Consider the following 25,110-nt stretch of genomic DNA (forward strand, 5'->3'; position numbering starts at 1 on the left):
GATTATTATCGTCTTCTGGAATCTCACCACTCATGCCAACCTCTACTCAACATTTGGCGTTAAAACCTACAACTTTATTGACCCTCTACAGTATTATTTTCCTTGGCTCTGCTGGCTTTTTTATTACTATCCCCGCCTATGTGAGTTTATTTTTAACTGATCATTCCTTGGCTATCGCACAAAATATGCCAATCGAACAACGTCGTACCCTGTTTGGCACCGTAATGTCAGCCGCCCCTTTTATTTCGATGTTCTTCACACCATTAATTGCCCGCTTTGCCGACCGTTTTAGCCGCAAAGCGACAATGATATTATGTTTGATTATTGCTGCGATTGGTTTTGCAATGCCTATTTATGCCATTATTATCGGTTCGATTGCATTATTATTTGCAGGTAACATGATCAATAGTCTTGGCTCTGCCAGTCAACCTATTGCACAGGCAATTCTGGCAGATAATAGCCGCGGCAAGACCAAAGCGACCTTAATGAGTATGGTCGCAGTAGTCATGACAGCAGCAATGTCATTTGGCCCAGCATTAGGCAGTAAATTATCAGCAACCTATGGCACTCAAGCTCCATTTTACGCCTGTTTATTCATTGCTATATTTTGTTTGATATTGTTAAACCTGGTCCGTTTACCAGCACAAATGTCATTACACAATGAGAATCCACTGTCATTTATTGCGCCATTAAAACGTAGTCAATCCGGCCTATTAGCTTGTTTAGCGATTGTGTTTATTTGCCAATTCAGCTGGAGCTTATATTTCCAAAATATTGCCTTTATTTTCCCGCAGAAATGGGGAATCAGTGTTGAAAGTAGCTTTTATCAATATTTTATGATGGCAATTGGTGTAGTAATGATCAGTTCATTATTAGTACTTCCACGGATTATTTTAGCGCGGATTAATGTTCAATCAGCATTACGAATCACGACACTATTTGCTGCTATTGGTATGATTTTATTGGCAATCACACCAACACCAAATACACATATTGCAGCAATGATTTTTACGGCAGTTATGGTTGCTATCTCATTTCCTTTTTACATTACAGCATTATCAGATAGAGCCAGTGAAGCGGATCAAGGCTGGGTAATGGCACTGTCTAGTGCAATGGTAGGTTTGGCGTGGACACTAAGCGGCTATTTAACGAGCCTATTTGTTAACATAGATTTAATACTACCGACAGCTATTGCTGCTATAGGTTACTTAATTGCTATGGTACTCGTACCACGAAAAGCAGCAATAGTTACTGTTGCTGCTTATTAATATCTTTAACAAGGAAATTGCTGATGACACCATTAGCTCGCACACTTGCTGCACATTGTTTTCACCCTGTTATCCCACCAGCGCTCCAATTTGGCACGGGATTAATCGTCGATCTTTCACCAAGCAGTGATCTTTGGAAAAATGTCACTAGTGATCATAGCTTTGCCGATGAAATAGTCCGCCAAGCCACGGCTATTAGTGCTGAAATAGTGATTGGTCGTTACGCAGAGCAACGTCTCATTTATCAAGATAAAGCAAACTTTAGCGACAGTAAAAATCGCACTGTTCATATGGGCATAGATCTAGGCGTCTCTGCCCTTACTCCTGTTTTTGCACCACTTGATGGCATAGTACATAGCATTGCTAATCATCAGGGTGACGGTGATTATGGCCCTACTATTATTTTACGCCATCAGCTTGAAGGAATAACTTTTTTCACTCTATATGGCCACTTACACCAAGCAGCACATGCCACATTAAACGTGGGCGATATTATTACCGCCGGAGAACGGTTCACGGCAGTAGGCACAACAGCAGAGAATGGTGGTTGGGCTCCTCACCTGCACTTACAAATCATTGAGGATATGGGTACAAATAAAGATGATTATATTGGTGTGGTTGATCCTGCTGAGCTGGCGTTCTACCGCGATAATTGCCCAAATCCAAATTTGATTTTAAAACGCAGCGATCTTAATTAAATAACGCCAAGCAATAGTGTTGAAATAACGATAAAAAGTGCCCTCTTTGCTTACCTGCAATCCTAAATAATCAATCAGGGCGCTTATCGGTGTAAGCTTTCGCTAACAACCACTTTTCATTAAAACCAATGAATTATCATTCCACCACCGTTGTACTGAGATATTCAGTAATGCCATCGTCACAAGTACACATGCCATCATCCATTCAATACTCGCTAAGTGACTCACAATAAAGGTTAATGTAAAGATCCCAACCATTTGTAATGAACCAAATAGTGCACCCGTTTGTCCTTTATGCTTAGGGAATAAATACAACGCACTGACTGCCACGACAGAGGTTGTTAAACCTGCGCCAAAACAGTAGATACCCATGCCGATAATGATCGTCGCCATGCTATGAAATACCGTATTTGATAATATCGTCAACGCACCAAGCAACATAATACAACTTGCTGCTTTAATAATTCGCCCTTCTGTCTGAGTATATTTTAGAAACCGAATATAAAAAATACGCGCGCACAAACTACAACCAATTAATAACAATGAAGACAGACCAAAATATTGCACGGGTAAATGGTATTGCTCATTCGCAATAAACGCGCCCATCAAATAAAACACCAGCGCACCACCATTCGCCATCACCATCATGATTAAATAGCGTAAAAACTGCGGATTCGTTGCAATCATGGTGTAATCACGAGCAACAACCCTTGGTTTTGTCGCATGAATATTCTTTTCTAAGTGGGTTTCTTTTAAACCTAAGACAATAACCACAAATAACAATATTGCTAAACCCAACATAAACCAGAAGCTACTATGCCAGCCAAAATGGCTTTCTAAATAACCACCGATCGCAGGTGTCGACGCAGGTAAACACATAAATAAAATACTAAACCATGACATCACATCCACTAACTGCTCTTTAGTCAATGAGTCTTGCATTATGGTTCGGCATAATAAAAACAACGCCCCAACACCAATACCTTGCACAGTACGCCCAATAATCAAACCTGATAGTTGATCTGCATGTAAACAAAGGGCTGAGCCGATAATAAATATCACCGCACCTAAAATCGCGATAGGACGACGACCAAAGCGCTCTGCGACAGCTCCACACATTAATTGGCTTAAACCTAACGCTATAAAAAACGCACTCACCGTTTGTTGTACTGCCGTCGATGACACATTCAGCGCCTCAGACATCACAGGTAAGCTAGGTGCATACATATCAGAGGCAAAGAAATAGCTACACGCCATTAATAAACTGATAGAAAGTAAACGTAGTAAAGACATGACAACAATCTCCTTAATTGATGTCTTTAGCTTAAAGAAATGCGCTTACTGTTGTTGTTGAACTGACGCCAATAGATTGTGATTTTTCGCCAATTTCTGGCTAGCTTTGTCTTGTTTGAAACGATTAAAGGCGTGAGAAAAAGCGGATAAGCTGTTGTAACCTAGATCCAATGCAATATCTGTATGTGCGACACCTGCTCGACTCAACTGCCATGCTTTTTCCATCACCAACTGTTGCCTTATTTCACGAAATGGCTGCTCAAAGGTACTAATAAATAAACGATTAAGAGTTCTAGAAGAGGCACCACAATGTTCAGCGAAGCGCTCTAACGAAAGTTTAATATCAGGCTCGATAGTCAGCGCTTCAATAATAGGTAATAAGCGCTTATCGATGTCGTTCGTACTTTGATAAACATCATTTTGGTAGCTTTGCTTCTTGAGTTGATCAATAAACACCGCTAAATAATGATGTTGAACATCGCTATTGCTATCATCATTTTGATCTCTGCCGCTATCTTGCGCCTCCATTTCTGCCATCACCTGCACCATTAAACGATTAGTCGATATAATCCCCATCTCGTCATGGAAATATGGAATAACATCAGGAGATGCATGAATAATGCTTAAGCAGGAATCTTTTAACACTTTCAAATGATGGCGATGATTAAGCGGTACCCAAATGAGCTGCCCGCTGACAGCCAAGATAGTTTTATCTTGTGTTCTAGCAATACCGCAGCCTTGATGGATATAGAAAAGTTGTACAAAATCGTCATGAGAATGCGGTGCTTTTTCTTCTGTCGGTGCATAACGTTTAATCGAGTGAAATAACCGCATTCATTCCCTTTGAGTGTAGAACAATAAATTCAACCTATTATATTATGGCTTAACAGATTTCATGCTATCTAACCAACTATAGACAGTTTCTAACGTCTCGTAAGACGGTAAACGGTTATTTCTAGCTTGAATTTGATCCACCGTATAAATTTCACTCGCACGCCCATTAGCAAAATAGTGTCGCTTTAAGCCAATAGTCACTCTTTCTGGCATATGCATTTTATAAACTAGGTATTCACCTTTGATGATCCTGTTATGGTAAATAGCTACACAGTGATTCTGTTCTACACCCTCAAGTTCAAGCTGCTGATAGTTCCGAATCGGTACAATATTACTGTTGCCAGCAAAAGGAATATCGTAAGCCTTGTCACAACTTGGATCCGGTACAAATTTTACTGTTCGCTGCGCAATTACCCACCGATCGTGCAATTGTTTCAGTTCATCATATGAGGTAATAGCATGAATACGCCGAACAGAATCAACATCAAGAACGCGATACCCTAACTGAAAGACGTCTGATAATATTTGGTTGATTTTTAGCCGCTCTCGTTGTGTGGCTTTAACTAAATAAAAACCTAACTTTGTTCCCGTAAGCGTTGGCCACTGTAAATAAACTTGCAAAGTTAAGGTTGTGATCGTCTTATAATGACGAAACAATTTAAACGTCATTGTTTCTGGATCTAATAAACGATGAATAACGATCACAACAGAACGCGTAGAAAAATCACTTTGAATACGATCAATAAACCGTAATGCTGAGCGACACGATGCTAATCCTAAGTATGCCAATATATTACGCTGGCCTAGTTCACATAAAGACAAAACGTGTTCATGATCTAAGGGATAACGCTCACACACTAAATAAAGCAATATTGGACGTTGAGACAATAATTGTCGTGCTTTATTACTCATAGCAGCAATCTTTAGCATATAAACACCAAGATCAGCATACACCCGCGCTTTATTCACTAACTCCGCAGGAATACTTTCAATCCACGCCTTACCACCATCAAGCGATTCAATATGTTCAATATAAAACGAACAACTCCCTTCCAATAATTCACGGTGACCATCCGAATAAGCTCTATACATCGCAAGACCATCACGCCAATCATAAAATTCGAGCACAAAAGGAAAAAAAGTTAATGTTTCATCAAATGATAATATCAATGGCGTCGAGACATGATCATTTTCATATTTAGTACAACAAACAGGCATAGACATCCATATTTATCTGTTGGTCTTAGCAACCATTATATCAATAGTCATAATGGCAATATTATTCACGGTAATTAATAAGACTATCATGACTGATAAAGATGAAGATTCAACTTAAAAACCACTAAGGTGAGAGTCTTACACAATATTTTCATTACATAATATGTCAGACTGTTTCGATGTTTGTTTAACGTTAAGTTGTCGCAAAAAATCAGTCAATTTAGGCTGATTTTTAACTTACTATCTTTAAATAAAAACATAGAATGCAGGATTTATTATTTGAATTCAATCATAAAATTAAGTGGTGTAAATCCTGTTTTTTGACGGAAAAAACTAATAAATGCACTATCATTAGCAAAATTAAGTCGATATGAAATATCTGAAATACGTTGACCTTGTGAAAGTAATTCCACTGCCGCTAATAGTCGCCATTGTTGGCGCCAACTCTGATATGGCATCCCTGTTTCTTTATTAAAAATACGGGTAATCGTCTTCTCGCTCGCACCAACAAGTGCACTAAGTTCTGCGAGTCTAGGCGCTAAAAAGTCCGGATTATTAATATCAACTAACCATTTCTGTAATCGTTGATCGTGCGGTAATGGTAGGTTTAAATGACTCTCAGTAGCAAGATTAAGTTCTTCAATCAATAAGTTAACTGAATTTACTTGTTCTTTTATAGGCTTATCAAATGGCCACATTGACATTCTTTCAAGCAGTACAGCCAATAGCGGATTGATATCAATAATCTTCATCTCACGGCTAAGTTGCGACTGCAATGATTGATCAAAATACAATGAACGATAATGGGTCACATTGTTCATTTGGGCATTATGAAACACACCAGCAGGGATCCATGCGGCTCTCATCGGTGGCAATACGCACTTAACCCCTTCTAAGGTAATTACCATACAACCATGATGAGAAAACAACAGCTGGTCTTTATTATGCCTATGGCCACCAGAATCATGTCCACCAATATCGATGGCGAGACCAACCACTAAACTATCATAATCATCTGAACAAAATTCTTGGTCTATCGTAATATAAGCCATCTTATCTCCCTTTATCTATTTGTCCTTAAATTGATATAGATCGTCCCAATATTAATATTGCACCCTACATTAACACTATATAATTTTCCATATTGAAATAACAGTCAGACCAACACCTTTTTCATCGTGCTTATTAATATTCACATATTAATAAAGACAGCAATGAATATAAGTGAAGTAATTACTGGCTAAAAGGATATAGAAATGAATATAAAAAAAATATCAATACCATTAGCCATTGCGCTTTTGATGTTTCCACAACTAATTGAAACTATGTACAGCCCAGCACTTACATCTATTAAAAATCACTTTGCAGTTAGTGCTGAAAATGCTGCTCAAGGCTTATCCATTTTTTTCATGGCATTTGCTTTTGGCGTTGTTTTTTGGGGACGATTATGTGATGTAATTGGGCGTCGTAATTCAACGTTAGCAGGTTTGACGCTTTTTATTATCTCAGCAATATTTACTTATTTTGCCTCTAACTTTGATCTCTTTCTCTTTGGATTTGGAAGTTGTGCCTTTGGCGCGGCTGTAGGTTCAGTATGTACACAAACAATTTTAAGGGACAGTTTTGAAGGTGCTGAATTAGCATGGCTGTTTTCAATTGCTGCAACATCTATCGGTATTAGCCCAGTTATTGGCATGCTGATTGGCAGTTGGCTAACATCTCATGGTGATTATACTTGGGTCTTTGCCGCTATGATTTTACTCGTTGCATTATTATTTATATGGTCAAGCATTCAGTTACCTGAAACTAAACCAGAGAATATTAAACGTGATAGCTTACTTTTTGTTGCTAATAAGATGATCCGTGATAGTCATATTTGGTACATCACATTAATGATCGGATTAACGAACATTGCCCTCTTTTCTTATTACAATATTGCACCATTTATGTTTGAACAACTAGGCGCAAGTGTGAAATTTTTTGGCTATACCGGTTTTGTATTGGCAATAGGATCGGTATTAGGCTCTTTAATTAATATAAAGCTAATTCGTTGTAAGATAAATAGTGACTTTATTGTATTTATAGCAACGGTCTTAATGATTATCTCTGGTGTAGGGGTTTACCTGTTACAACACACTATTTGGTTCTTTATTCCAATGGCTCTAATCTCTCTTTCTTTCGGTCTTACTTTACCGAACTTATTGAGTACAGCTTTAACCAATTATCGCGACCATCTTGGCAGCGCAGGGGCTCTATTAGGGCTATCTTATTACCTCATTATAGGTTTCGGCTTAGATCTTGTAGCATCAGTAGGAAGCTTAGCGATTACACTTTTAGCCTGTGGCTCTTGCTGTTTATTATTAGTTTGTAGCAAAAAGTTCATCGCTACGACCCAACAGCGTAATGCTCAAACACAAACTAACTAAAATTTTGTTTTAACTATAAAAACGCCGCATGAATTATTAACTCATGCGGCGTGTATATATTAATTATCGTTACGAATTAGTCGCTGTCGGTAATTCAGGTAGATGTCCACCAGCATTCATCGGGTAAATAATATACTCACCATGAAACTTAACTTTCGACTTATAGTCAGTAATTTTATAAAGCAAAATACCATGTTGATAAGCAATATCGATAAATTGCTGCGTATTACCACGGACATAAAGAGATAATGGTTTTACTAACTCACCATTTTCATTCATTGATTCGGCATACTGAGCCGAACAAACCACTAACGATGCTTTACCATCAGTATGGTGGCTAACCTTACGGTTCACTTCGTATTCATTGGTTACTAACCAATCTTGCTGTTCTAGCGCAGTATAAAACGTTGCCATAGCAGCAGGAGTAATAACAGTTGATTGTCCTTGATCATTTGTTACATTCGCGTAAGTTTCAGCTAAACGCGAAAAATGCAGTTTTAGTTGTGCATTTTTACCCATAGTCCGTGATTGCTGTTGCCATTCTTGTAGTGTTTTCACGACACAACGATCAAAGCTATGTTGTTTAAGTACTTTTGTTACCCAAGCGCTTAAAAAGATACTTTCACTGACAGGGTTTTTCTGTGCTTTACCTGTTGCTTGCGCTTCTTGTAAAGCGGTTAACCCACTACTAACTACATTGTAAATTTCATTAAAAAAAATGGTCATGATTTATTTCAAACAATCCAAAAATATCAAACCACGACACAACCTCTAAGCTGTGCGTGCAAGGAACCAATACATCCCGCAAAATACATTGCAGAAGCTACAACTCATCGAAGTCTATCATTAGATAATAAGGCTCAATAATAGCAATTTGAGCGTTAATAACAAAGCAGAATACATCAACAAAGGGACGCGTTGCTTTCTATCAGAAAGCATAATGAATGACTTATAAATAATAACACATCCCCTTCCAAACATATGGCTATAGAGCTTACTGAACACTAAATAGATAAGTGATGCGTAAAATACAAATTTAACTTTGGAATATAACGTTACTTTTAAAAAAATAACGACTGTGACCTCTCTTCAAGAAATGAATAAATATTCATGGATAATCAAATGTAAACGCTATCAATGCATTAAGTATGAGGTTTATAAATGAAACGCACCCTTTTAGCTATGTTGATTGCAACAACGTCGATCACGGCCTGTAATAACAATAATAACTCTTCAGATGATTATCATGGGTATATCGCTAAAGAGCCAAAACCAGCCAAAATCACTGAGTTTCGTAATGTTGTATATGCTAGCTACATGAAAGATGCAAACGATAAATGGTTTAATGATAAAAGTCATAGTAATGAGATTAGTGACTTAAACATTGCCTTTATAAACCCTAATGCAAATATGGACGAGCAAGGCATATTTCATCCTGACGGTCATGTTTCTCCACTCTCAGCAGAACAAAAAATAAAACTTACCGATACAATGTCAAAATTTAGATCTCAAAACCCTGATGGCAGAATTTTCATTTCCTTTGGTGGCTGGCGAGATAACGAGAAAAATGAAAGTGACGATAACATCATTGGTCGAGATATCGTTTATGAGAAAATCGCAGCATCACCTGAATACCGTGAAAACTTTATTAACGATATTATGAATGTGGTGAACACCTACGATTTTGACGGTGTCGATCTTGATTGGGAATACCCTCAAATTGGTGAAGGAGCAACCCAGTATGCTGATTTTGTTAATCGTTTAGCAGATAAGCTTCATGCTGAAAATAAATACTTCACTGCGGCAATCATTGGTAGTAGAGATAAACCAAATGATGACGGCAAAGCAGCTGGTTATCTTGATGTGGCATTAGATGCTTTTGATACTGTTAATTTAATGACTTATGACATGCAAGATGAAGATCACTCAAGCTATAAAGATTCAGTCAATGCCTTAAATTACTGGTTAATAGAGCGCCACTTAGATCCACAACGGGTTACATTAGGGTTACCTGCTTATATGAGGCATGGTCCTACTTACGGTGCATTAGTCAAAGATAATCCCCATTACGCTTGTCGAGACACCTACCCTATTGATAACCCACAGCATTACTATAATGGCCTACCAACAATTCGATCAAAAATTCACTTAGCAAAAGATAATTATCATTTAGGTGGCGTGATGTTATGGGAACTGCCCTGTGATGAGATTAATCTAGGAAAAGAAAGCCTATCTATTATAGAAACGATCAATGCTGCAATTAAAATGGACAGCTCTTACCATAATATTTGTGACAATCATAAAAATGATAGCGGGTGGATTGTGTATCGTGAAGACGATCCAATGAAACATTACGACATGTAGATCACAATCTGAACGTCCATGTCCTTGATAAGCTGTGCAATACAAATACGCCTGGGGGAACCTCAGGCGTAATTATTATTCACAATGCATTATAAAGAGTGAGAAAATGCATTTTTATGAATTTTTATGCGTTTCTTGCTAAGAACCAATAAAAGCCAGCCGATAAGATAGCACATGATGCCATCGTTAATGCCATTGGCCATACATTACTATCAGGCATTAGTGCAACAAGTCCGCCCACTATAGAGCCAATACCAAAACGGAATGTCCCACCTAAAGAAGAAGCAGTACCTGCCATCTGAGGATAACTCGATAATAAACACGCCATGGTATTACTACCAATAGTAGAAAGTGTGCCAATAAATAACGCGACGGGAATAACAACACCCCACAAGCCTAAATCTAACCATTGCCCAATAAGTAACAGTACGCCGGCAATTAATTGTACTATCAAGCCTAAACGTAGCATCCAATGCGTACCTTTTCGCTTAACAAAACGACCATTTATACTAGTAAAAAGGATCATGCAAAGAATGTTCAAGCAAAAGTAGTAGCCGAAGGTCTCAACACTGATACCATAAATATCAATATATACAAAGGAACCAACAGTTAAGAAAGTAAACATACCAGCAAAAGAAAATCCACTGCAGCACACTAACCCAAAGGCAACGGGATTTGATAATAACCGCTTGTAATTTTTAATAATTGACGTTAAATGAAAAGGGATTCGTTTTTCTTTCGGCAATGTTTCTTTAATTTTAAATAAAATCGAAATTAAAACAATTACAGAAAAAATAGCTAACACCCAAAATACTGCACGCCAACCAAACCAAACAGAAAGATGACCACCAAGTACTGGTGCAATTAAAGGTGCAATAGTCATCACTAAGGTAACAAATGACATTGTTCGAGAGAACTCCTCTCGTTCAAACATATCACGCACCAATGCACCAATGATAACCGCCGCAGCCGCACCAGCAAAACCTTGTGCCACTCGAATAATGGTTAGCTCTGTTATATTGGTACTCAGTGCACCAAAAACAGTTAACACCATGAAACAGACAGTGCCTGCTATCAACATCGGACGGCGACCATAACTATCCGCTAATGGGCCGTGAATTAACTGGCCAAAGGAAAACCCAGCAGTATAAGCAGTTAATGTGACTTGCACCGCACTTGGAGATACTAAAAAGTCTTTTGCAATACTTGGCATTGCTGGTAGATACATGTCAATGGCAAAGGGGGTTAAAGCAGCAATGGCACCGAGAATGAGAATGAGCTGTAAACTCAATTTTGATGAGGCTTGTTGAGTCATAAATATTCTTTTTATAAAAATAACAACGATAGGCAGGATATAATTGCTATTAAAGAGACAATAGATTCATTGTACGCTAAAAAACTGGAATCATTGTTTCCTGATAGGAAATAAAAAATTTCTAAGTTTTCTTAAAATGAGAGAATGATAATCATTTGATATTGTGCGAAAAAAAAGCATAAATAATAATATTTATGCTTTCTTGGTATTCAAATAGCAATAACGTTATTTAGCTAAAAATGACGCAACCTCTTCCGCCGTTAATGGACGGTATTGGCCAGGTTCAAGATCTTCATCCAACTCAAGCATACCGACTCGCTCACGATGTAATCCAACAACGCGGTTACCCACAGCTGCAAACATACGCTTCACTTGATGGTACTTACCTTCGGTGATGGTTAATACACCCTCACGCTCGCCTACAATCTCTAATTTAGCAGGTCGAGTAAGTCCTTCTTCACCATTTAATTGCACGCCCGCTTCGAATTGAGCAATATTCTCTGCAACAATAGGATCAGCAGTTTCTACAAAATACACCTTCTCACACACATGGCGTGGTGAAGTAATACGGTGTGACCATTGGCCATCATCTGTTAATAACGTTAAACCAGTAGTATCACTGTCTAAACGCCCCGCTACATGCATTTTCTCAGGGCTAACTTCGTCAAACAACACAAAAACAGTGGGATTGAAATCATCAACATGCGAACACACAAAACCTTGTGGTTTATTCAACATGAAGTAACGAGGACCTTGTAGACGAAGTGGACGACCGTTAAATTCTACATCGTTATCATCACCGACAGAGAAAGAAGCACTACGAACAATCTCACCATCAACTTCAATCATTTTATCTCGAAGAAGTTTACCGGCTTCTCTACGGGTGATACCTAAAGTGGTACCTAAGAATTTATCAAGCCTCATTGACTGGCTCCGCTACTTACAAAAGGGTCGGTATTATAGAAAGCAAATGACATAGATGCATTAAAAACTTCATTTTCGTACACATTCATGCTTTGAACATCGCTAAATATCTCGCCCACTAAAAAATCAAATAATTAAACTTGTTATTATGTTATCAAAAATATGAACATTTCTATGACTCGATTGTCATATATCTGCTAGATTACAAATTAAAAAAACATTCACTCTATGCAAATACAACAATTTACTCACAAGTTGTAACCAATAAAGCCTTCAAACAATAAGGGTTTAAATTAGGGACTCAGTATGAATATTTCTCTCAGCACACCAACACTTTCTTCGCTAGATAAATTTCTCCAATTGATAGATGAATTATTTGATTATGAAGCTTTACCCCAGAAAGCAGAACAAACAACAGTTGCAGTTAAACAACTGCTAAGTAATCCACAATTAGGACAAGCATGGTTTATCGAAGTCGAACAACACGGTATTAAACATATCGCGGGGCACATTATCGTCAGTTATAGTTTTAGCCTTGAACACGGTGGTAAAATTGGCTTAATCGATCAGTTCTATTTGAAGTCTGATTGGCGCCAACATGGGATTGGCACTGAATTATTGCCGCAACTAGAAACATTAGTGATCCAAGACGGTGTTAAAGCATTATCGCTGGAAGTCAATATTGGTAATGCAGGAGCGCGTAATTTCTATGAAAAGCATGGCTTTACCCCTCGTCGTCAGTTTTGCATGATGACAAAAAACCTAACTGAATCCCATATACCACTCACTGTTGTCTCGTAGATACAGCTAGCAATAACAATAAATCTGTATTTAAGCCTTGTTTTGACAAGGCTTTTTTCGTTATAACTAGAACGTAACCTTAATATTTGCCGTGAAAACCATTAATCTCGGCCGTTGGTTTATATAGAGGGAAATACAAATGCTAATAAGTATAATCATCTTTGTGGTACTGGTTGCATTGTTATATATGGCAATGCGTAACGGCCTCATCGGTAAAAAAAATCAAGTCGCTAATGCAGAAGCCAGTATTGATGTAATGCTAAAAAAACGCTTTGATTTATTACCTAATTTAATTGAAACCACCAAAGCTTATATGAAACATGAACAGACAGTGCTCACTGAGCTAACGGCATTAAGAGAAAAATCACACCATCTCGACACGATTAATAAGCCACAACTAGATAAACAACTATCAGCAGCAGTGTCTAATTTTAGAGTCGCTGTTGAGGCTTACCCTGAATTAAAAGCCAATGACAATACAATGCTATTAATGCGTTCTATTAATGAAACGGAAGAACAACTATCGGCCGCTCGACGCAGTTTTAATGCCGCTGTAACGCGCTATAACAACGCCATTGAGATGTTCCCATCAAGCCTTATTGCTAATCAAATGATGCTGACCACTTTACCTTTATTTGAAATTGCTGACACCGAACGCATCAACATTGATGCAGCTCGTTTATTTAAGCAATAGGATATGATTACCTATGGATAGTAAACTGACTGTACTGTATGAAACACACCTCAAACCTCAACTTGAAGCGCTTGATCATGATCGTAAGAAAGTTATAAAACAATACTGGCTATCATTACTGATCGGTGTCGGTTTTGCAGTTATTATCATCCCGTTAAGCTTCATGTATGACTTACAAGCATTTGGTATTATCTTTGCCATTATTATCGCTATCGTCATGCATCGCTTATATAGCAAACGTTGGGATCAATATAAAAAAGATTATAAGCATAAAATAATCACTAAACTTATTAACTCAATTGACAGTAGTTTTAGTTATAAACCAACACAATATATTGATAAACAAGACTATAACAATAGTGCCCTCTTTGGCCGACATTATGATCGTTATCGCGGTGAAGATTTTATTGAAGGTCAAATAGACAAAACGCATTTACGTTTTTCTGAATTACATACTGAATATAAAACTCAAAGTCGTGATAACAGTGGTAAAAACCAAGATCAATGGCATACCATTTTTAAAGGTCTTTTTTTCATCGCTGATGCTAATAAGCACTTTTCTGGCCAAACAACCATCATGCCAAATAATCACAGTATTTTTTCAGCATTGGGTCAGAAACTCTCCGATATATTCACCAATAACCAACAGCAAGTTATCCTTGAAGATCCTGAATTTTCACAGCTTTTTAATGTTTATAGTAACGATCAAGTAGAAGCTCGTTATCTACTTTCACCAACAATGATCCAACGCTTGATTAATTTTAGTAATCGCTCTGAACATGCGATAGCCTTCTCATTCGTCAATGATCATTTGTATATCGCGATTTCAAGTTCAAAGAATTATTTTGAACCTAAACTTTTCCAACAAGCCGATTCTCTCGCCTTTATTGCTTCTATTTATTACGATCTTCAATTTGTGATAAATATCGTTAATGAATTAGATCTCAACACTCGAATATGGACTAAACCATAAATAGCACCCATAAAAAAACGGAAGCTCATGGCTTCCGTTTTTTATCACACATTATATTGTAACTAGTCGTCTAATCTGCCAAAAATGTCGTTTCCAAAAAATATGATGTAAATTTGAAATGGAAACCCCTCGCGAACTAGCAGAATTCATAAAATCACCATTAGAGAGATAAATGCCGACATGTCGCTCATTATGGCCAGTTTTAAAGAAAACTAAATCCCCTAACTTAGCTTGATCCTTACGAATTCGTCGACCTAATTTTACTTGCCCTAACGTTGTTCGAGGCAAATAACGATGGAAGACTTGACGATACATTTTCATCACAAATGCAGAACAATCAATTCCTCGATGGCTTGAGCCACCAAAATGATAAGGCGTTCCTTCCCATCCATAATATGCATGAAAAATTTTATGTTTTACCAATCGAACATGTCGTAACTCTTGCAACTTCGTCAAGTGATGATGCTTAAGTGTATGGTGTGTGTGGTGTAGTATTCCTTGATGCTTATTTATGTGTGAATAATGACGATAAATACGAGAATGATGCACTATCGTATGAGCAGTCGTTTTTGTTGTCGAAGCAGCGGCATACCATGATAAAAATGCCGATAAAATAATAACAATTCTAAAAATATAAAGCATTGGTCGTAATTTTTTAATTATAGGTAAAAATCATAGCTAAGTTACAATGTAACATTATTATTAATTTGTATATTATTGTATTTCTGCAATATATAAATTCAATAACGACCATACTAATCCACACAAAATAACTCAATATTTCCTTGACAGTTTGAGCTTTGAGATATTCTATCTATGTTAATACAAATGACACATTAATCTACTAGCCTACCCCTAATCTCAATACATACCTCTTAGGGATAGGACGTAATTATGAACATCAAGTTTTCTCTCATTGCTCTTTTACTGCCAGTAGTTAGCGCATCAACATTTGCAGCAGATACTGCATGCAATATAAAACAATACGAAATGGGTTTACGTTATCAACAACAGTCTGCTGAAATTATGGCACTACAATTACAGACCTATAAGTTTGCTCAACAACAACTTAATGAGAACTTAACCCGAATAGAAACAAAGAAAAAAAAGGCTATTATTATAGATCTCGATGAAACGGTATTAGACAACACACCATTATTAGTAAAAGATCTGAATAAATGTCACGACTATACTCAATGGGATACATGGGGAGATTGGGAGAAAAACGGCAAGCCAAATTTAATTCCAGGCGCTAAAGATTTCCTAAACTTCGTAGATAAGCAACATATTGCCATCTTTTATGTTTCCGATCGCAGTCAGGAAAATAAGCAATCAACGATAAAGACCCTCGCTAGTTTACACCTACCGCAAGTTAATAATGACCATATATTACTTGCTAATAAATCAAAACAACTACGCCGAGAAGATATCAACCAGCACTATCAAGTTGTCATGTTATTAGGTGATAGCTTGGCTGATTTTGCTGCGGAATTTAAAACGAAAAAACCAACAGCCGAACAACGTCAGCTTGTAGAACAACACCAACAGATGTTTGGTACTCAATGGATTATTATGCCTAATAGTAGTTACGGCTCATGGTCACAGAGTCAACTTAAAAGCTAATAGCATTAAATAGGCGCAAGAGTGATAATTAAATAACACTCTGCGCCTTAAATTTTAACCCCAGTTATATTCGTTAGTTATTATATTTTCAATGCTAACTGAGTCACAATTTCTTGTACTGTTTTATTAATTTGCTGAGTATTATTAGCATTAAAATCTTTAATATTAATATTTGACTCATTCGTCTCAAACACAATAGCTTGATAACGGGCATTTTTCACTTGGGTCATATCAACAATAGCCAAGATACGATCATCTTGATGGTTTAAAATGGGTAAATCAAAATTACCATCAGAGTCAACATCAACCTTTCTCGCTAATTTAACAAATGCCGCATAAGCTATTCGCTGACGTTGCATATTAATAGCGTTCGATATAAAAGTACTATTCTTAATAATATGTTGTTTTAATTGATACTTTACTCTCAATGCTTGACCACTATCGTTATCACTTGTTGTTAATGATAATAGCGTCTCTTTTACCACAGCATTCCAGTCAGGTTGAGTATATTGATAACCTTGCATGATAGTTTGTAATTGTTGAACTTGTGCAGGATTAATATCAACTAATGGTGTATCTATCAATGCATTCATCACATTAATATCATTACCAAGAGAAATAAATGATTGTTTTTCGATTGTTGTCTCTAATTGTGAAATTTGACGTTGATGTAAAACATACATTTTTGCGCCATCAAAATTAGCTTCTTTTTTATTTAAAAAGCTATTATGGCTTAGATGATTATCATTATTACAACCGCCTATAAGTAATAAGGGTATTATAAGTGACAACATTATTTTTTTATTTAAAAAATCCATTTTATAATCCTAAAAACACATCTAATTATAATGTTACTATTTATTTATAATATTAGACAACTAATTACTTTTTACTGTTTATACCGCAATACAATTCAAATATATAAAATCAACTTAGCCACTTGCTAAACCACTGGTTAAATGTACACTAGTCATAGTTTATTTGTAGCAGATTTACGGTATGTATACTTTACGCCCTTACCAACAAGATAGTGTTAACGCCACCCTTCATTACTTTCGTAAACACAACTCTCCCGCTGTACTTGCTCTACCAACAGGAGCCGGTAAAAGTCTTGTCGTCGCAGAATTAGCCCGTATTGCACGTGGTCGAGTTTTAGTACTCACCCACGTTAAAGAATTAGTCGAACAAAACCATGCCAAATACGAAAGCTATGGCCTTAAAGCAGCCATCTTTTCAGCAGGTTTAGGACGTAAAGAGACCGATCAGCAAGTGGTATTTGCTTCCGTACAATCGATGGCCAATAGCCTTGATAAATTTAATGAACAATTTTCTTTATTAGTCATTGATGAATGCCACCGTGTTCCTGATGATGAAAATAGTGCTTATCGTAAAGTCATCAAACATGTACAAACGGTAAACCCCAACATCAAGGTGCTTGGACTTACAGCAACGCCTTATCGATTAGGTATGGGCTGGATTTACAAATACCACACCCGTGGCCAAGTCAAAACCGAGACAGAACGTTTCTTTCGTGATTGTATTTTTGAATTACCGATCCGTTATTTACTTGATGAAGGCTTTTTAACTGAGCCTAAGGTCATGGATATGGCAGTATTAGGCTATGATTTCTCATCACTGACACCATCAAATACTGGCCATTATAAAGAAGCAGATCTTGATAGCGTTATCGAACAATCAGGCCGCGCAACACCGATGATCATCGAACAAGTGATCGACTACGCTAAAGATCGTCGCGGCATCATGATCTTTGCTTCAACCGTTAATCATGCTCAAGAGATCATGGGCTATCTCGCACATGAAAATGCGGCCTTAGTCATCGGAGACACCCCTCTCGATGAACGCGATAGGATCATTAACGATTTCAAGCAACAAAAGATTAAATACTTAGTTAACGTTTCAGTATTAACGACCGGTTTTGATGCGCCCCACGTTGATCTTATTGCTGTATTACGACCCACAGAATCTATTAGCCTCTACCAACAAATTGTCGGCCGTGGCTTACGCTTATTTGAAGGTAAAAAAGACTGCCTTATTCTTGAATATGCTGGTAACTGTTACGATCTTTATCAACCTGAAGTCGGCGACCCTAAACCAAATAGTGACAGTGAAGTGGTTATGGTTCCCTGCCCTGCTTGTGGTTTCAATAATAGCTTTTGGGGCAAACTTGATCCTGCAGGTTTTCTCGTTGAGCATTATGGTCGTCGCTGCCAAGGCTACTTTGAAGATGATGATACCGGTGAGCGTGAAGAATGCGGCTACCGTTTCCGCGCTAAATATTGCGAAGAATGTGGTGCTGATAATGACATTGCTGCTCGTCGTTGCCATCAGTGTAATGCGGTAATGGTTGATCCTGATAAAAAGCTACGTGAAGCATTAAAACTCAAAGATGCAATGATCATGAAATGCCATGACATGCGTTTAGAACCTGGCAAAAATAAATTTGGTAAACCACAACTTAAAGTGGTTTATATTGGCGATGAAGATAATGAAATTAACGAAATTTGGCAGTTATCAACTAAGACCCAAAAAAATGACTTTCTCGCCAAGTTTATTAACCCGCACTTAGTGGATCGACATCGTCCTTTTACTGATACAGCACCGACAAAAGTGGCGAATAACGAACATCGATTACGGCCACCAGAGATCGTCATTGCTCGTAAAAATGGTCGCTTTTGGGCGATCCGCGATAAATTGTTCGATTTGGATCAGTATCAAAACAAATGATCGTCGCCAACATAAATGCCCTATTCTTGTAGGGCATTTATGCGCGTAATATGATTATAATTACGACTAATCATTACGCCATTTAATTTGAAACTCAATTTCTTCTTCCTTACCTTCCCGCTCATGTTCTACGCTGTATTCTGCACGAACAGGGACATAGATACGCTCCCCTGCAATTTGAATTTCAAACCGAGCACCACTTTCAACCGCATCAGCCAAGCGACGTAATTTAGCTGCAAACTCAGCATTGGAGTATTGCTTTTCAATGTCTCTTTGTTTTTTCTCTGTCATTTTCACTGCCTCCAAAAGGGATATAAAACTTATTTAAATGACACCACTACAACCTCACTCAATAAATCCATCTTATACAATAAATTGCCAAATCAATGATAAGTAAAAAACCACATGTAAACTGCGACTTATAATAGGTAAATCATAAAATAATGTCAGCCGACTATCGTTCAGTTGCTAATTTCTCACCTTAAATCCAGCTTATTTCACATAACGTTCAAATCATTGAAATATAATTACAATTTAACATTCTGCATTGAAAACTGTTCCCGAAAGTTTTAGGTTAATAAAGACTCTATTTCCATACCCCCCTGATGCGAATGCATACCTTACTTGCTCAATATTTTGAGCCACATCATCGGTCGTAAAAAGATTAAACCATCAACTAGGCCAAGATCATGAATACAAACAATACCTTAAACAATGCCCCTTTTGGTGCTTTGCTCGGCTATGCCCCTGGTGGCATCGCTATCTACTCTTCCGATTACAGCACTATAGATGAAAATAAATATGACGATGCCTGTGACATGCGTAGTTATGTTCATGGTGAATATATGGGCTATAAATGGCAATGCGTCGAGTTTGCGCGACGTTTTTTATATATCAACTATGGACTGGTATTTACCGATGTTGGTATGGCCTATGAGATATTCTCGTTACGTTTTTTACGCCAAGTAATTAACGATAAGATTTTACCTTTACATGCTTTTGAAAATGGATCGCGCCAAGCACCTGTTGCAGGCGCATTACTGATTTGGCAAAAAGGCGGCGAATTCCAAGATACTGGTCACGTTGCAATTATTACTCATATTGCAGACGATAAAGTGATGATTGCCGAGCAAAATGTTACCTTTGAGCCATTGCCATTAGGTCAACAATGGACCCGTGAACTAGCACTACATGTTAAAGATGGTCACTACATCATTGAAGATAGTTTTGATGATACCGAAATTTTAGGTTGGATGGCTTATAATACTGACTCGACCTATAGTTTGCCGCAGCCCTCACCTGACCCTAAATTACTTAATATTCAGTGCGCCCAACGTCTGAATAGTGGTCAATTTGCAGCTAACTGGTTAGATAATACAGATCAACTTGAGCAGACTTATTTACAGGCCAATGCCAATAAACTACTTAATGATGATATATATCGTTATTTTACTATTTCAGAAAGTGCCGAACACGAACTCGCGAAAGCAACCAATGAATTACATCTAATGTACTTACATGCCACGGATAAAGTACTGCAAGATGATAATTTATTAGCACTGTTTGATATTCCTAAAATTCTTTGGCCTCGTCTACGACTATCATGGCAAAAACACCGTCACAGTATGTTAACGGGTCGTCTTGATTTTTGTATGACTGATAATGGCTTAAAAGTTTACGAATATAATGCAGACTCAGCCTCTTGCCACACCGAAGCTTGTTTAATTATTCAAAAATGGGCAGAACAAGGCGGCGATATCACTGAAAATAGTCCTGCCGAAGACTTACTAAATGAACTCGCCAGTGTATGGAAATATAGCCAAGAATATTCATTTGTGCATATCATGCAAGATGATGATGCAGAAGAAGATTATCATGCTTTATTCATGCAAAAAGCGCTCTCTTTAGCCGGTATTGAAAGTAAAATACTCAAAGGTTTAGATTGTATTCACTGGAATCCAGCCGGCCAATTAATTGATGATAACGAGCGTTTGATTGAATGTGTGTGGAAAACATGGGCATGGGAAACCGCAATAGACCAAGTTCGTGAAGTCAGTAGTACCGAGTATGCCGCAGTACCTATTCATACCGGCTACCCTGATACTAAAGTACGCCTGATTGATGTGTTATTACGTCCAGAAATAAAAGTGTTTGAGCCGTTATGGACAGTGATCCCAAGCAATAAAGCTATTCTGCCAGTATTGTGGTCTTTATTCCCCAATCATCATTATTTATTAAATACTGATTTTAATATAACAGATGAATTACGCAGTACGGGTTATGCAATTAAACCCATTGCTGGCCGTTGTGGCAGTAATATTGATTTAGTAAGTCACAATGAATCAGTATTAGATAAAACTGACGGTAAATTTAACGATCAAAAGAATATTTATCAGCAATTATGGTGTTTACCTAAAGTTGCTAATAAGTATATTCAAGTGTGTACGTTTACGGTTGATGGTAATTACGGTGGTGTATGTTTACGCTCTGATAATTCACTCGTGATAAAAAAAGACAGTGATATAGAGCCATTAATTGTATTAGAAGATAATGCCTTTCTAAGAAATCTGTAATGATTAAAGCCGTGCCAATGATCGTTATAAAAGATCATGGCACGGCTTTGTTTTAACTCTTTTTTATCACGTTAATCGATTAAAAATCATAGTTAACATTTATGCCAAAGTTACGCCCAGGCTGACTACGACGCTCAATACCATTAGTGGTCTTGTTAGCGCCTGCCATATCTTGATACTGCCAATACTCTTTATCTAGCGCATTAAATAGGCCAGCTCGCACTGTCATGTCTTTTACTGGATGGTAATAAGTCGTTAAGTCAACAACCGTGTAGCCTGCTACGTTAAGGTTATTTTTATCTTGCCAATTATCTTTAGCCGCTACCATGGTCACATCTAATGCAGTACCCCATGTTTCATTCGGCGAATCATAACCAATACCAACCACAGACGTTAATGGTGCAATGGTATCAAGCGTTTTTCCTGTTTGCTTATCTTCACCATCTTGATAAGCAATTGTCGCTTTAGCATAGGTGCCCATTGGTGCATTGATGATTTCATCAAGCCATAAATTAGCTGATAACTCTGCACCATAAATACGTGCTTTTTCTACATTTTCATTGGTCGTTGTCTTAAAATTATTCACTTCAGTAGTAACTTCTTGAATAAAATTAGAATAATCATTATAGAAAACAGAACCTGTTACATTACCTACGTGGTTTTCAGCACGGAAACCTACTTCGTAAGAATTACTTTCTTCTGGTTTAAGGTTCGGATTAGAAACAATCTTATACCCATGTGCTTGATTATTTTTATTGTAATACATTTCATACAATGTCGGTGCTCTAAAGCCCTGACTGTATTGAGCGTAAGTGCTAAATTTATTGGTCCAATGATAAACAGCACCTAAACGACCGGTAAATGCATCACTGTCATGATCTTTTAAGCCAGAAGCCGCATCAGGCTTCGCTTTAAATTCGTCATAACGCGCGCCTGCCGTCACAACAACCTTATCATTCAACAAGAATATTTGATCTTGAATAAATACTCCGCGTTTTTCAGATTTTGCTGCTGGTACTTCCGTTGGACCGGGTTTTGACGTGCCTTTATCTAAGTTATAGTCGACATAGTTTAGATCAAACTTATCATTAACAACTGTCGCGCCATATGTCAGCTGGTGGCGTGACTGCGCCAACTCAACCGCTTTAGCAAACTGGATATCAAATTGCGTGCTGGTGTCTTTACCTTCACGATAACGGTTACGATTACCCAGCCTATCAGTATGATCATAGTTATCATGCTGACTACGCTGTTGCTGCCAATTCACTTGCCATTTTAGTGAATCAAACACCACATTTTCAGCTAACCATTCATGCTCAAAACCAAAGCGTTTACGAGTGTCTTGATCGTCACCACGGGTTTTAGTGTAAGTAAAGCCCGGCGCTATCGTATAACCATCACGCGATAAAATATCACCATTAGCATTACGCGTATAATACTCCCCCGTGAAACCAATACGGTTAGCATTGTTTATTTGATAGAAAGCTTTAGCTAACACGTTATGCGATTCAATATTTAATGGATCAGCCGACTTGCGCGTAACACCTTTGCTATCATCATGGGTATTATAAGCATCGGTTTCATGACCATTACGGTAGGTATAGATGAACATTGTTTCCAAGTCACCGATTTGTTTTGCTGCCTCTACACCTAACTTATATTGATCATCTGCACTGGCATAACCGCTTTTTAACCCTACATGTGATGTTTCACCTTGTAATAAATCTTCTGGGTTTTTGGTACGCATAATCACAGTGCCACCTAAAGCATCACTGCCATAAAGTGTCGATGTCGGCCCTTTGTTAACTTCAATCGCTGTTAGCGTATCAATTTCATAGTTATTACTATTTTTACGCATCGCATCTGCACCAGGATTATAAGATGCTGGTTGTTCAACCCCATCGACTAATACTTTAACGCGACTGCCTTTCATTCCTCGAATGGTAATATCTTCCATACCAAATCGGCCATGGCCATTAACAGACACACCTGGTTCGTATTTCAATGCTTGCTTAACGTCTGTAGCGAGGTTTTTATTCATTTGTTCAGACGTTATTTTAGCGACCGAAGCCGGTATGTTTTTTATCGCCTCCTCTGTTCGAGTACCTGAAACAACAATTTCATCAAATTGAGAAACGCTATCTTGCGCAAAAAGTGATGGTGAAGAAAATGCCATAACGAGTGAGCTGGCGATAAGTGTCAGTTGCTTATTCATAATTCCCTGCTTTAACAAAAATCCAACGATACGGTTCGATGATGATTATACATACCGAAATGATAATTACTATCATTATCATTCAATTTTTGTAAAGTAAGTTTACTTTAATAAGCAGCTGTTTAGCCACATAAAAACTAAGGAAAACGCCGATATATTCACCAATAATGTGCTGAGATAATAAAAATAACAATATCGCGTTTAATATGCTTGCATGTACTTATTGGGATTGTTAGTATGCGCGCTCGTTTTACGACGCTAAGTAAGGTCGCATTACTTAGTGAATTATTAAATTAAAGAGTATTATTATGAAATTTAATGCAATTGTACGTACAGACCTTGGTAAAGGTGCGAGCCGCCGCCTACGTCTTACTGAGCACTTCCCTGCAATCGTTTACGGTGGCGAAGCTGCACCAGTAGCTATCACTCTAAAGCACAGTGATATCATCAACCAAATGGATAAGCCTGAGTTCTACGAAGGTTTTGTTCTTGTAATCGATGGCCAGGAAGTTAAGGTTAAGCCTCAAGACATCCAACGTCACGTGTACAAGCCAAAGGTTGAGCACATGGACTTTAAACGCATCTAATTGCGTGTTCATAAAACTCTTCAAAAAAGCACTCTTCGGAGTGCTTTTTTTATGTCTTCGGTTTATCGATATCATCAAATATAAATTGCTGCTGCGGTGACTGAATACTACTTTCTTGATTATTCTTATGTTGTTTATGTCGCATCACTCGTAAATAACGTTGCCGACATAATTTTATGACCTTTATTTTTTGATCTGCTGTCATTTGTTGCCAATAAAATCGCTCATCACGGCTGCGATAACATCCCTTACAATAACCTCGATTGTTTACCTGACAACAGCCAACACAAGGGCTAGGCACATCAAAAAAATCAAGTTGCTCCATGTAGATTCACTCTTTAGTCATTCTAACTTAGCTGTATTAAAATCGTATAAATACGCACCAAATGTTATTAAAAATAATGACAATGTATTTATTGTAAATCTTATTTGTTATTTTGTCGTATTGATTTTTAGTCACTAATTCTGCTAAGGTTATTAGCATTATCACGGTAGATAATTAATTATTGATTATATACATCAATTATTCATAACATAATGAATGTATTAACTGGAGGGA

23 protein-coding genes are annotated in these 25,110 nt (G+C 37.5%); 11 read left to right on the forward strand and 12 right to left on the reverse strand.

Going from position 1 to position 25,110, the window contains the following annotated elements:
- Positions 1–32 precede the first annotated feature (32 nt).
- Positions 33–1,268: an MFS transporter gene (locus C0W29_RS01495; protein ID WP_045041907.1), complete on the forward strand. Its 1,236-nt coding sequence runs from the start codon at positions 33–35 to the stop codon at positions 1,266–1,268.
- 23 nt (positions 1,269–1,291) lie between these two features.
- The gene (locus C0W29_RS01500) at positions 1,292–1,966 is read left to right on the forward strand and encodes a peptidoglycan DD-metalloendopeptidase family protein (RefSeq protein ID WP_045045023.1); all 675 of its coding nucleotides are present in this window, start codon (positions 1,292–1,294) and stop codon (positions 1,964–1,966) included.
- Positions 1,967–2,068: 102 nt separating this feature from the next.
- Here C0W29_RS01500 and C0W29_RS01505 read toward each other — a convergent pair whose 3' ends face one another.
- From C0W29_RS01505 to C0W29_RS01520, 4 genes are all read right to left on the reverse strand, one after another.
- Positions 2,069–3,259: an MFS transporter gene (locus C0W29_RS01505; protein WP_045041906.1), complete on the reverse strand. Its 1,191-nt coding sequence runs from the start codon at positions 3,257–3,259 to the stop codon at positions 2,069–2,071.
- 45 nt (positions 3,260–3,304) lie between these two features.
- Positions 3,305–4,093 carry a helix-turn-helix domain-containing protein gene (locus C0W29_RS01510; protein ID WP_045041905.1) on the reverse strand — a complete coding sequence of 263 codons (789 nt, stop codon included), beginning with the start codon at positions 4,091–4,093 and terminating at the stop codon, positions 3,305–3,307.
- Positions 4,094–4,135: 42 nt separating this feature from the next.
- Positions 4,136–5,317, reverse strand: coding sequence for a PcfJ domain-containing protein (locus C0W29_RS01515; protein WP_235862065.1), 1,182 nt, complete (start codon positions 5,315–5,317; stop codon positions 4,136–4,138).
- A 269-nt stretch (positions 5,318–5,586) separates the two neighbouring features.
- Positions 5,587–6,363 carry an AraC family transcriptional regulator gene (locus C0W29_RS01520; protein ID WP_045041903.1) on the reverse strand — a complete coding sequence of 259 codons (777 nt, stop codon included), beginning with the start codon at positions 6,361–6,363 and terminating at the stop codon, positions 5,587–5,589.
- A 204-nt stretch (positions 6,364–6,567) separates the two neighbouring features.
- On the opposite strand from C0W29_RS01520, the gene C0W29_RS01525 reads away from it, so the two are divergent.
- On the forward strand, positions 6,568–7,737 hold the full coding sequence (locus C0W29_RS01525; RefSeq protein WP_045041902.1) for a multidrug effflux MFS transporter: 1,170 nt from the start codon (positions 6,568–6,570) through the stop codon (positions 7,735–7,737).
- A 69-nt stretch (positions 7,738–7,806) separates the two neighbouring features.
- On the opposite strand, the gene C0W29_RS01530 is transcribed toward C0W29_RS01525, so the two are convergent.
- On the reverse strand, positions 7,807–8,463 hold the full coding sequence (locus C0W29_RS01530; protein WP_045045022.1) for a DUF2913 family protein: 657 nt from the start codon (positions 8,461–8,463) through the stop codon (positions 7,807–7,809).
- A 435-nt stretch (positions 8,464–8,898) separates the two neighbouring features.
- On the opposite strand from C0W29_RS01530, the gene C0W29_RS01535 reads away from it, so the two are divergent.
- Complete coding sequence (locus C0W29_RS01535; RefSeq protein ID WP_045041900.1) at positions 8,899–10,101, forward strand: glycosyl hydrolase family 18 protein; 1,203 nt, start codon at positions 8,899–8,901, stop codon at positions 10,099–10,101.
- A 124-nt stretch (positions 10,102–10,225) separates the two neighbouring features.
- Here the strand turns inward: C0W29_RS01535 and C0W29_RS01540 are convergent, their stop codons facing one another.
- Together C0W29_RS01540 and rsuA are read right to left on the reverse strand one after the other, a co-directional pair.
- Positions 10,226–11,416, reverse strand: a complete 1,191-nt coding sequence (locus C0W29_RS01540; protein WP_045041899.1) for a Bcr/CflA family multidrug efflux MFS transporter — start codon at positions 11,414–11,416, stop codon at positions 10,226–10,228.
- A gap of 225 nt (positions 11,417–11,641) precedes the next feature.
- Positions 11,642–12,340 (reverse strand): 16S rRNA pseudouridine(516) synthase RsuA, encoded by a 699-nt coding sequence (gene rsuA / locus C0W29_RS01545; protein WP_036794351.1) that lies wholly within the window; start codon positions 12,338–12,340, stop codon positions 11,642–11,644.
- A gap of 306 nt (positions 12,341–12,646) precedes the next feature.
- Between rsuA and C0W29_RS01550 the strand changes: the two genes are divergently transcribed.
- The 3 genes from C0W29_RS01550 (at position 12,647) to C0W29_RS01560 (ending at position 14,808) form a co-directional block, all read left to right on the forward strand.
- On the forward strand, positions 12,647–13,141 hold the full coding sequence (locus tag C0W29_RS01550) for a GNAT family N-acetyltransferase (protein ID WP_045041898.1): 495 nt from the start codon (positions 12,647–12,649) through the stop codon (positions 13,139–13,141).
- Between the two features lie 139 nt (positions 13,142–13,280).
- Positions 13,281–13,835 carry a LemA family protein gene (locus C0W29_RS01555; protein WP_045041897.1) on the forward strand — a complete coding sequence of 185 codons (555 nt, stop codon included), beginning with the start codon at positions 13,281–13,283 and terminating at the stop codon, positions 13,833–13,835.
- Between the two features lie 13 nt (positions 13,836–13,848).
- Positions 13,849–14,808 carry a DUF3137 domain-containing protein gene (locus tag C0W29_RS01560; RefSeq protein WP_045041896.1) on the forward strand — a complete coding sequence of 320 codons (960 nt, stop codon included), beginning with the start codon at positions 13,849–13,851 and terminating at the stop codon, positions 14,806–14,808.
- Positions 14,809–14,859: 51 nt separating this feature from the next.
- Here the strand turns inward: C0W29_RS01560 and C0W29_RS01565 are convergent, their stop codons facing one another.
- Positions 14,860–15,264, reverse strand: a complete 405-nt coding sequence (locus tag C0W29_RS01565; protein WP_158260008.1) for an NlpC/P60 family protein — start codon at positions 15,262–15,264, stop codon at positions 14,860–14,862.
- 438 nt (positions 15,265–15,702) lie between these two features.
- Here C0W29_RS01565 and C0W29_RS01570 point away from each other — a divergent pair, with 438 nt between their 5' ends.
- Positions 15,703–16,431, forward strand: coding sequence for a 5'-nucleotidase, lipoprotein e(P4) family (locus C0W29_RS01570; RefSeq protein ID WP_045041895.1), 729 nt, complete (start codon positions 15,703–15,705; stop codon positions 16,429–16,431).
- Between the two features lie 80 nt (positions 16,432–16,511).
- Here C0W29_RS01570 and C0W29_RS01575 read toward each other — a convergent pair whose 3' ends face one another.
- A complete protein-coding gene (locus tag C0W29_RS01575; RefSeq protein WP_045041894.1) occupies positions 16,512–17,249 on the reverse strand; it encodes a hypothetical protein in 738 nt (245 codons plus the stop codon).
- Between the two features lie 181 nt (positions 17,250–17,430).
- On the opposite strand from C0W29_RS01575, the gene C0W29_RS01580 reads away from it, so the two are divergent.
- Positions 17,431–19,176 carry a DEAD/DEAH box helicase gene (locus tag C0W29_RS01580; protein WP_045045021.1) on the forward strand — a complete coding sequence of 582 codons (1,746 nt, stop codon included), beginning with the start codon at positions 17,431–17,433 and terminating at the stop codon, positions 19,174–19,176.
- A 66-nt stretch (positions 19,177–19,242) separates the two neighbouring features.
- Here the strand turns inward: C0W29_RS01580 and C0W29_RS01585 are convergent, their stop codons facing one another.
- On the reverse strand, positions 19,243–19,467 hold the full coding sequence (locus tag C0W29_RS01585) for an amphi-Trp domain-containing protein (protein ID WP_045041893.1): 225 nt from the start codon (positions 19,465–19,467) through the stop codon (positions 19,243–19,245).
- Positions 19,468–19,865: 398 nt separating this feature from the next.
- Here C0W29_RS01585 and gss point away from each other — a divergent pair, with 398 nt between their 5' ends.
- On the forward strand, positions 19,866–21,749 hold the full coding sequence (gene gss, locus C0W29_RS01590) for a bifunctional glutathionylspermidine amidase/synthase (protein WP_045067018.1): 1,884 nt from the start codon (positions 19,866–19,868) through the stop codon (positions 21,747–21,749).
- A 79-nt stretch (positions 21,750–21,828) separates the two neighbouring features.
- Here gss and C0W29_RS01595 read toward each other — a convergent pair whose 3' ends face one another.
- Positions 21,829–23,964 (reverse strand): TonB-dependent hemoglobin/transferrin/lactoferrin family receptor, encoded by a 2,136-nt coding sequence (locus tag C0W29_RS01595; RefSeq protein WP_045041892.1) that lies wholly within the window; start codon positions 23,962–23,964, stop codon positions 21,829–21,831.
- Between the two features lie 308 nt (positions 23,965–24,272).
- Between C0W29_RS01595 and rplY the strand changes: the two genes are divergently transcribed.
- On the forward strand, positions 24,273–24,551 hold the full coding sequence (gene rplY, locus C0W29_RS01600) for a 50S ribosomal protein L25 (protein ID WP_036794333.1): 279 nt from the start codon (positions 24,273–24,275) through the stop codon (positions 24,549–24,551).
- 49 nt (positions 24,552–24,600) lie between these two features.
- Here the strand turns inward: rplY and C0W29_RS01605 are convergent, their stop codons facing one another.
- Positions 24,601–24,876 (reverse strand): DUF1289 domain-containing protein, encoded by a 276-nt coding sequence (locus C0W29_RS01605; protein ID WP_045041891.1) that lies wholly within the window; start codon positions 24,874–24,876, stop codon positions 24,601–24,603.
- Between the last annotated feature and the right edge of the window lie 234 nt (positions 24,877–25,110).

The sequence above is a fragment of the Photobacterium kishitanii genome, assembly GCF_003026355.1.
Lineage (GTDB): Bacteria > Pseudomonadota > Gammaproteobacteria > Enterobacterales > Vibrionaceae > Photobacterium > Photobacterium kishitanii.

What these genes read in the sequence shown, in the direction of transcription:
- C0W29_RS01495 (WP_045041907.1), top strand. Translation starts at nt 33, where the DNA reads ATGCCAACCTCTACTCAACATTTGGCGTTAAAACCTACAACTTTATTG.
- C0W29_RS01500 (WP_045045023.1), top strand. Translation starts at nt 1,292, where the DNA reads ATGACACCATTAGCTCGCACACTTGCTGCACATTGTTTTCACCCTGTT.
- C0W29_RS01505 (WP_045041906.1), bottom strand. Translation starts at nt 3,259, where the DNA reads ATGTCTTTACTACGTTTACTTTCTATCAGTTTATTAATGGCGTGTAGC.
- C0W29_RS01510 (WP_045041905.1), bottom strand. Translation starts at nt 4,093, where the DNA reads ATGCGGTTATTTCACTCGATTAAACGTTATGCACCGACAGAAGAAAAA.
- C0W29_RS01515 (WP_235862065.1), bottom strand. Translation starts at nt 5,317, where the DNA reads ATGTCTATGCCTGTTTGTTGTACTAAATATGAAAATGATCATGTCTCG.
- C0W29_RS01520 (WP_045041903.1), bottom strand. Translation starts at nt 6,363, where the DNA reads ATGGCTTATATTACGATAGACCAAGAATTTTGTTCAGATGATTATGAT.
- C0W29_RS01525 (WP_045041902.1), top strand. Translation starts at nt 6,568, where the DNA reads ATGAATATAAAAAAAATATCAATACCATTAGCCATTGCGCTTTTGATG.
- C0W29_RS01530 (WP_045045022.1), bottom strand. Translation starts at nt 8,463, where the DNA reads ATGACCATTTTTTTTAATGAAATTTACAATGTAGTTAGTAGTGGGTTA.
- C0W29_RS01535 (WP_045041900.1), top strand. Translation starts at nt 8,899, where the DNA reads ATGAAACGCACCCTTTTAGCTATGTTGATTGCAACAACGTCGATCACG.
- C0W29_RS01540 (WP_045041899.1), bottom strand. Translation starts at nt 11,416, where the DNA reads ATGACTCAACAAGCCTCATCAAAATTGAGTTTACAGCTCATTCTCATT.
- rsuA (WP_036794351.1), bottom strand. Translation starts at nt 12,340, where the DNA reads ATGAGGCTTGATAAATTCTTAGGTACCACTTTAGGTATCACCCGTAGA.
- C0W29_RS01550 (WP_045041898.1), top strand. Translation starts at nt 12,647, where the DNA reads ATGAATATTTCTCTCAGCACACCAACACTTTCTTCGCTAGATAAATTT.
- C0W29_RS01555 (WP_045041897.1), top strand. Translation starts at nt 13,281, where the DNA reads ATGCTAATAAGTATAATCATCTTTGTGGTACTGGTTGCATTGTTATAT.
- C0W29_RS01560 (WP_045041896.1), top strand. Translation starts at nt 13,849, where the DNA reads ATGGATAGTAAACTGACTGTACTGTATGAAACACACCTCAAACCTCAA.
- C0W29_RS01570 (WP_045041895.1), top strand. Translation starts at nt 15,703, where the DNA reads ATGAACATCAAGTTTTCTCTCATTGCTCTTTTACTGCCAGTAGTTAGC.
- C0W29_RS01575 (WP_045041894.1), bottom strand. Translation starts at nt 17,249, where the DNA reads ATGGATTTTTTAAATAAAAAAATAATGTTGTCACTTATAATACCCTTA.
- C0W29_RS01580 (WP_045045021.1), top strand. Translation starts at nt 17,431, where the DNA reads ATGTATACTTTACGCCCTTACCAACAAGATAGTGTTAACGCCACCCTT.
- C0W29_RS01585 (WP_045041893.1), bottom strand. Translation starts at nt 19,467, where the DNA reads ATGACAGAGAAAAAACAAAGAGACATTGAAAAGCAATACTCCAATGCT.
- gss (WP_045067018.1), top strand. Translation starts at nt 19,866, where the DNA reads ATGAATACAAACAATACCTTAAACAATGCCCCTTTTGGTGCTTTGCTC.
- C0W29_RS01595 (WP_045041892.1), bottom strand. Translation starts at nt 23,964, where the DNA reads ATGAATAAGCAACTGACACTTATCGCCAGCTCACTCGTTATGGCATTT.
- rplY (WP_036794333.1), top strand. Translation starts at nt 24,273, where the DNA reads ATGAAATTTAATGCAATTGTACGTACAGACCTTGGTAAAGGTGCGAGC.
- C0W29_RS01605 (WP_045041891.1), bottom strand. Translation starts at nt 24,876, where the DNA reads ATGGAGCAACTTGATTTTTTTGATGTGCCTAGCCCTTGTGTTGGCTGT.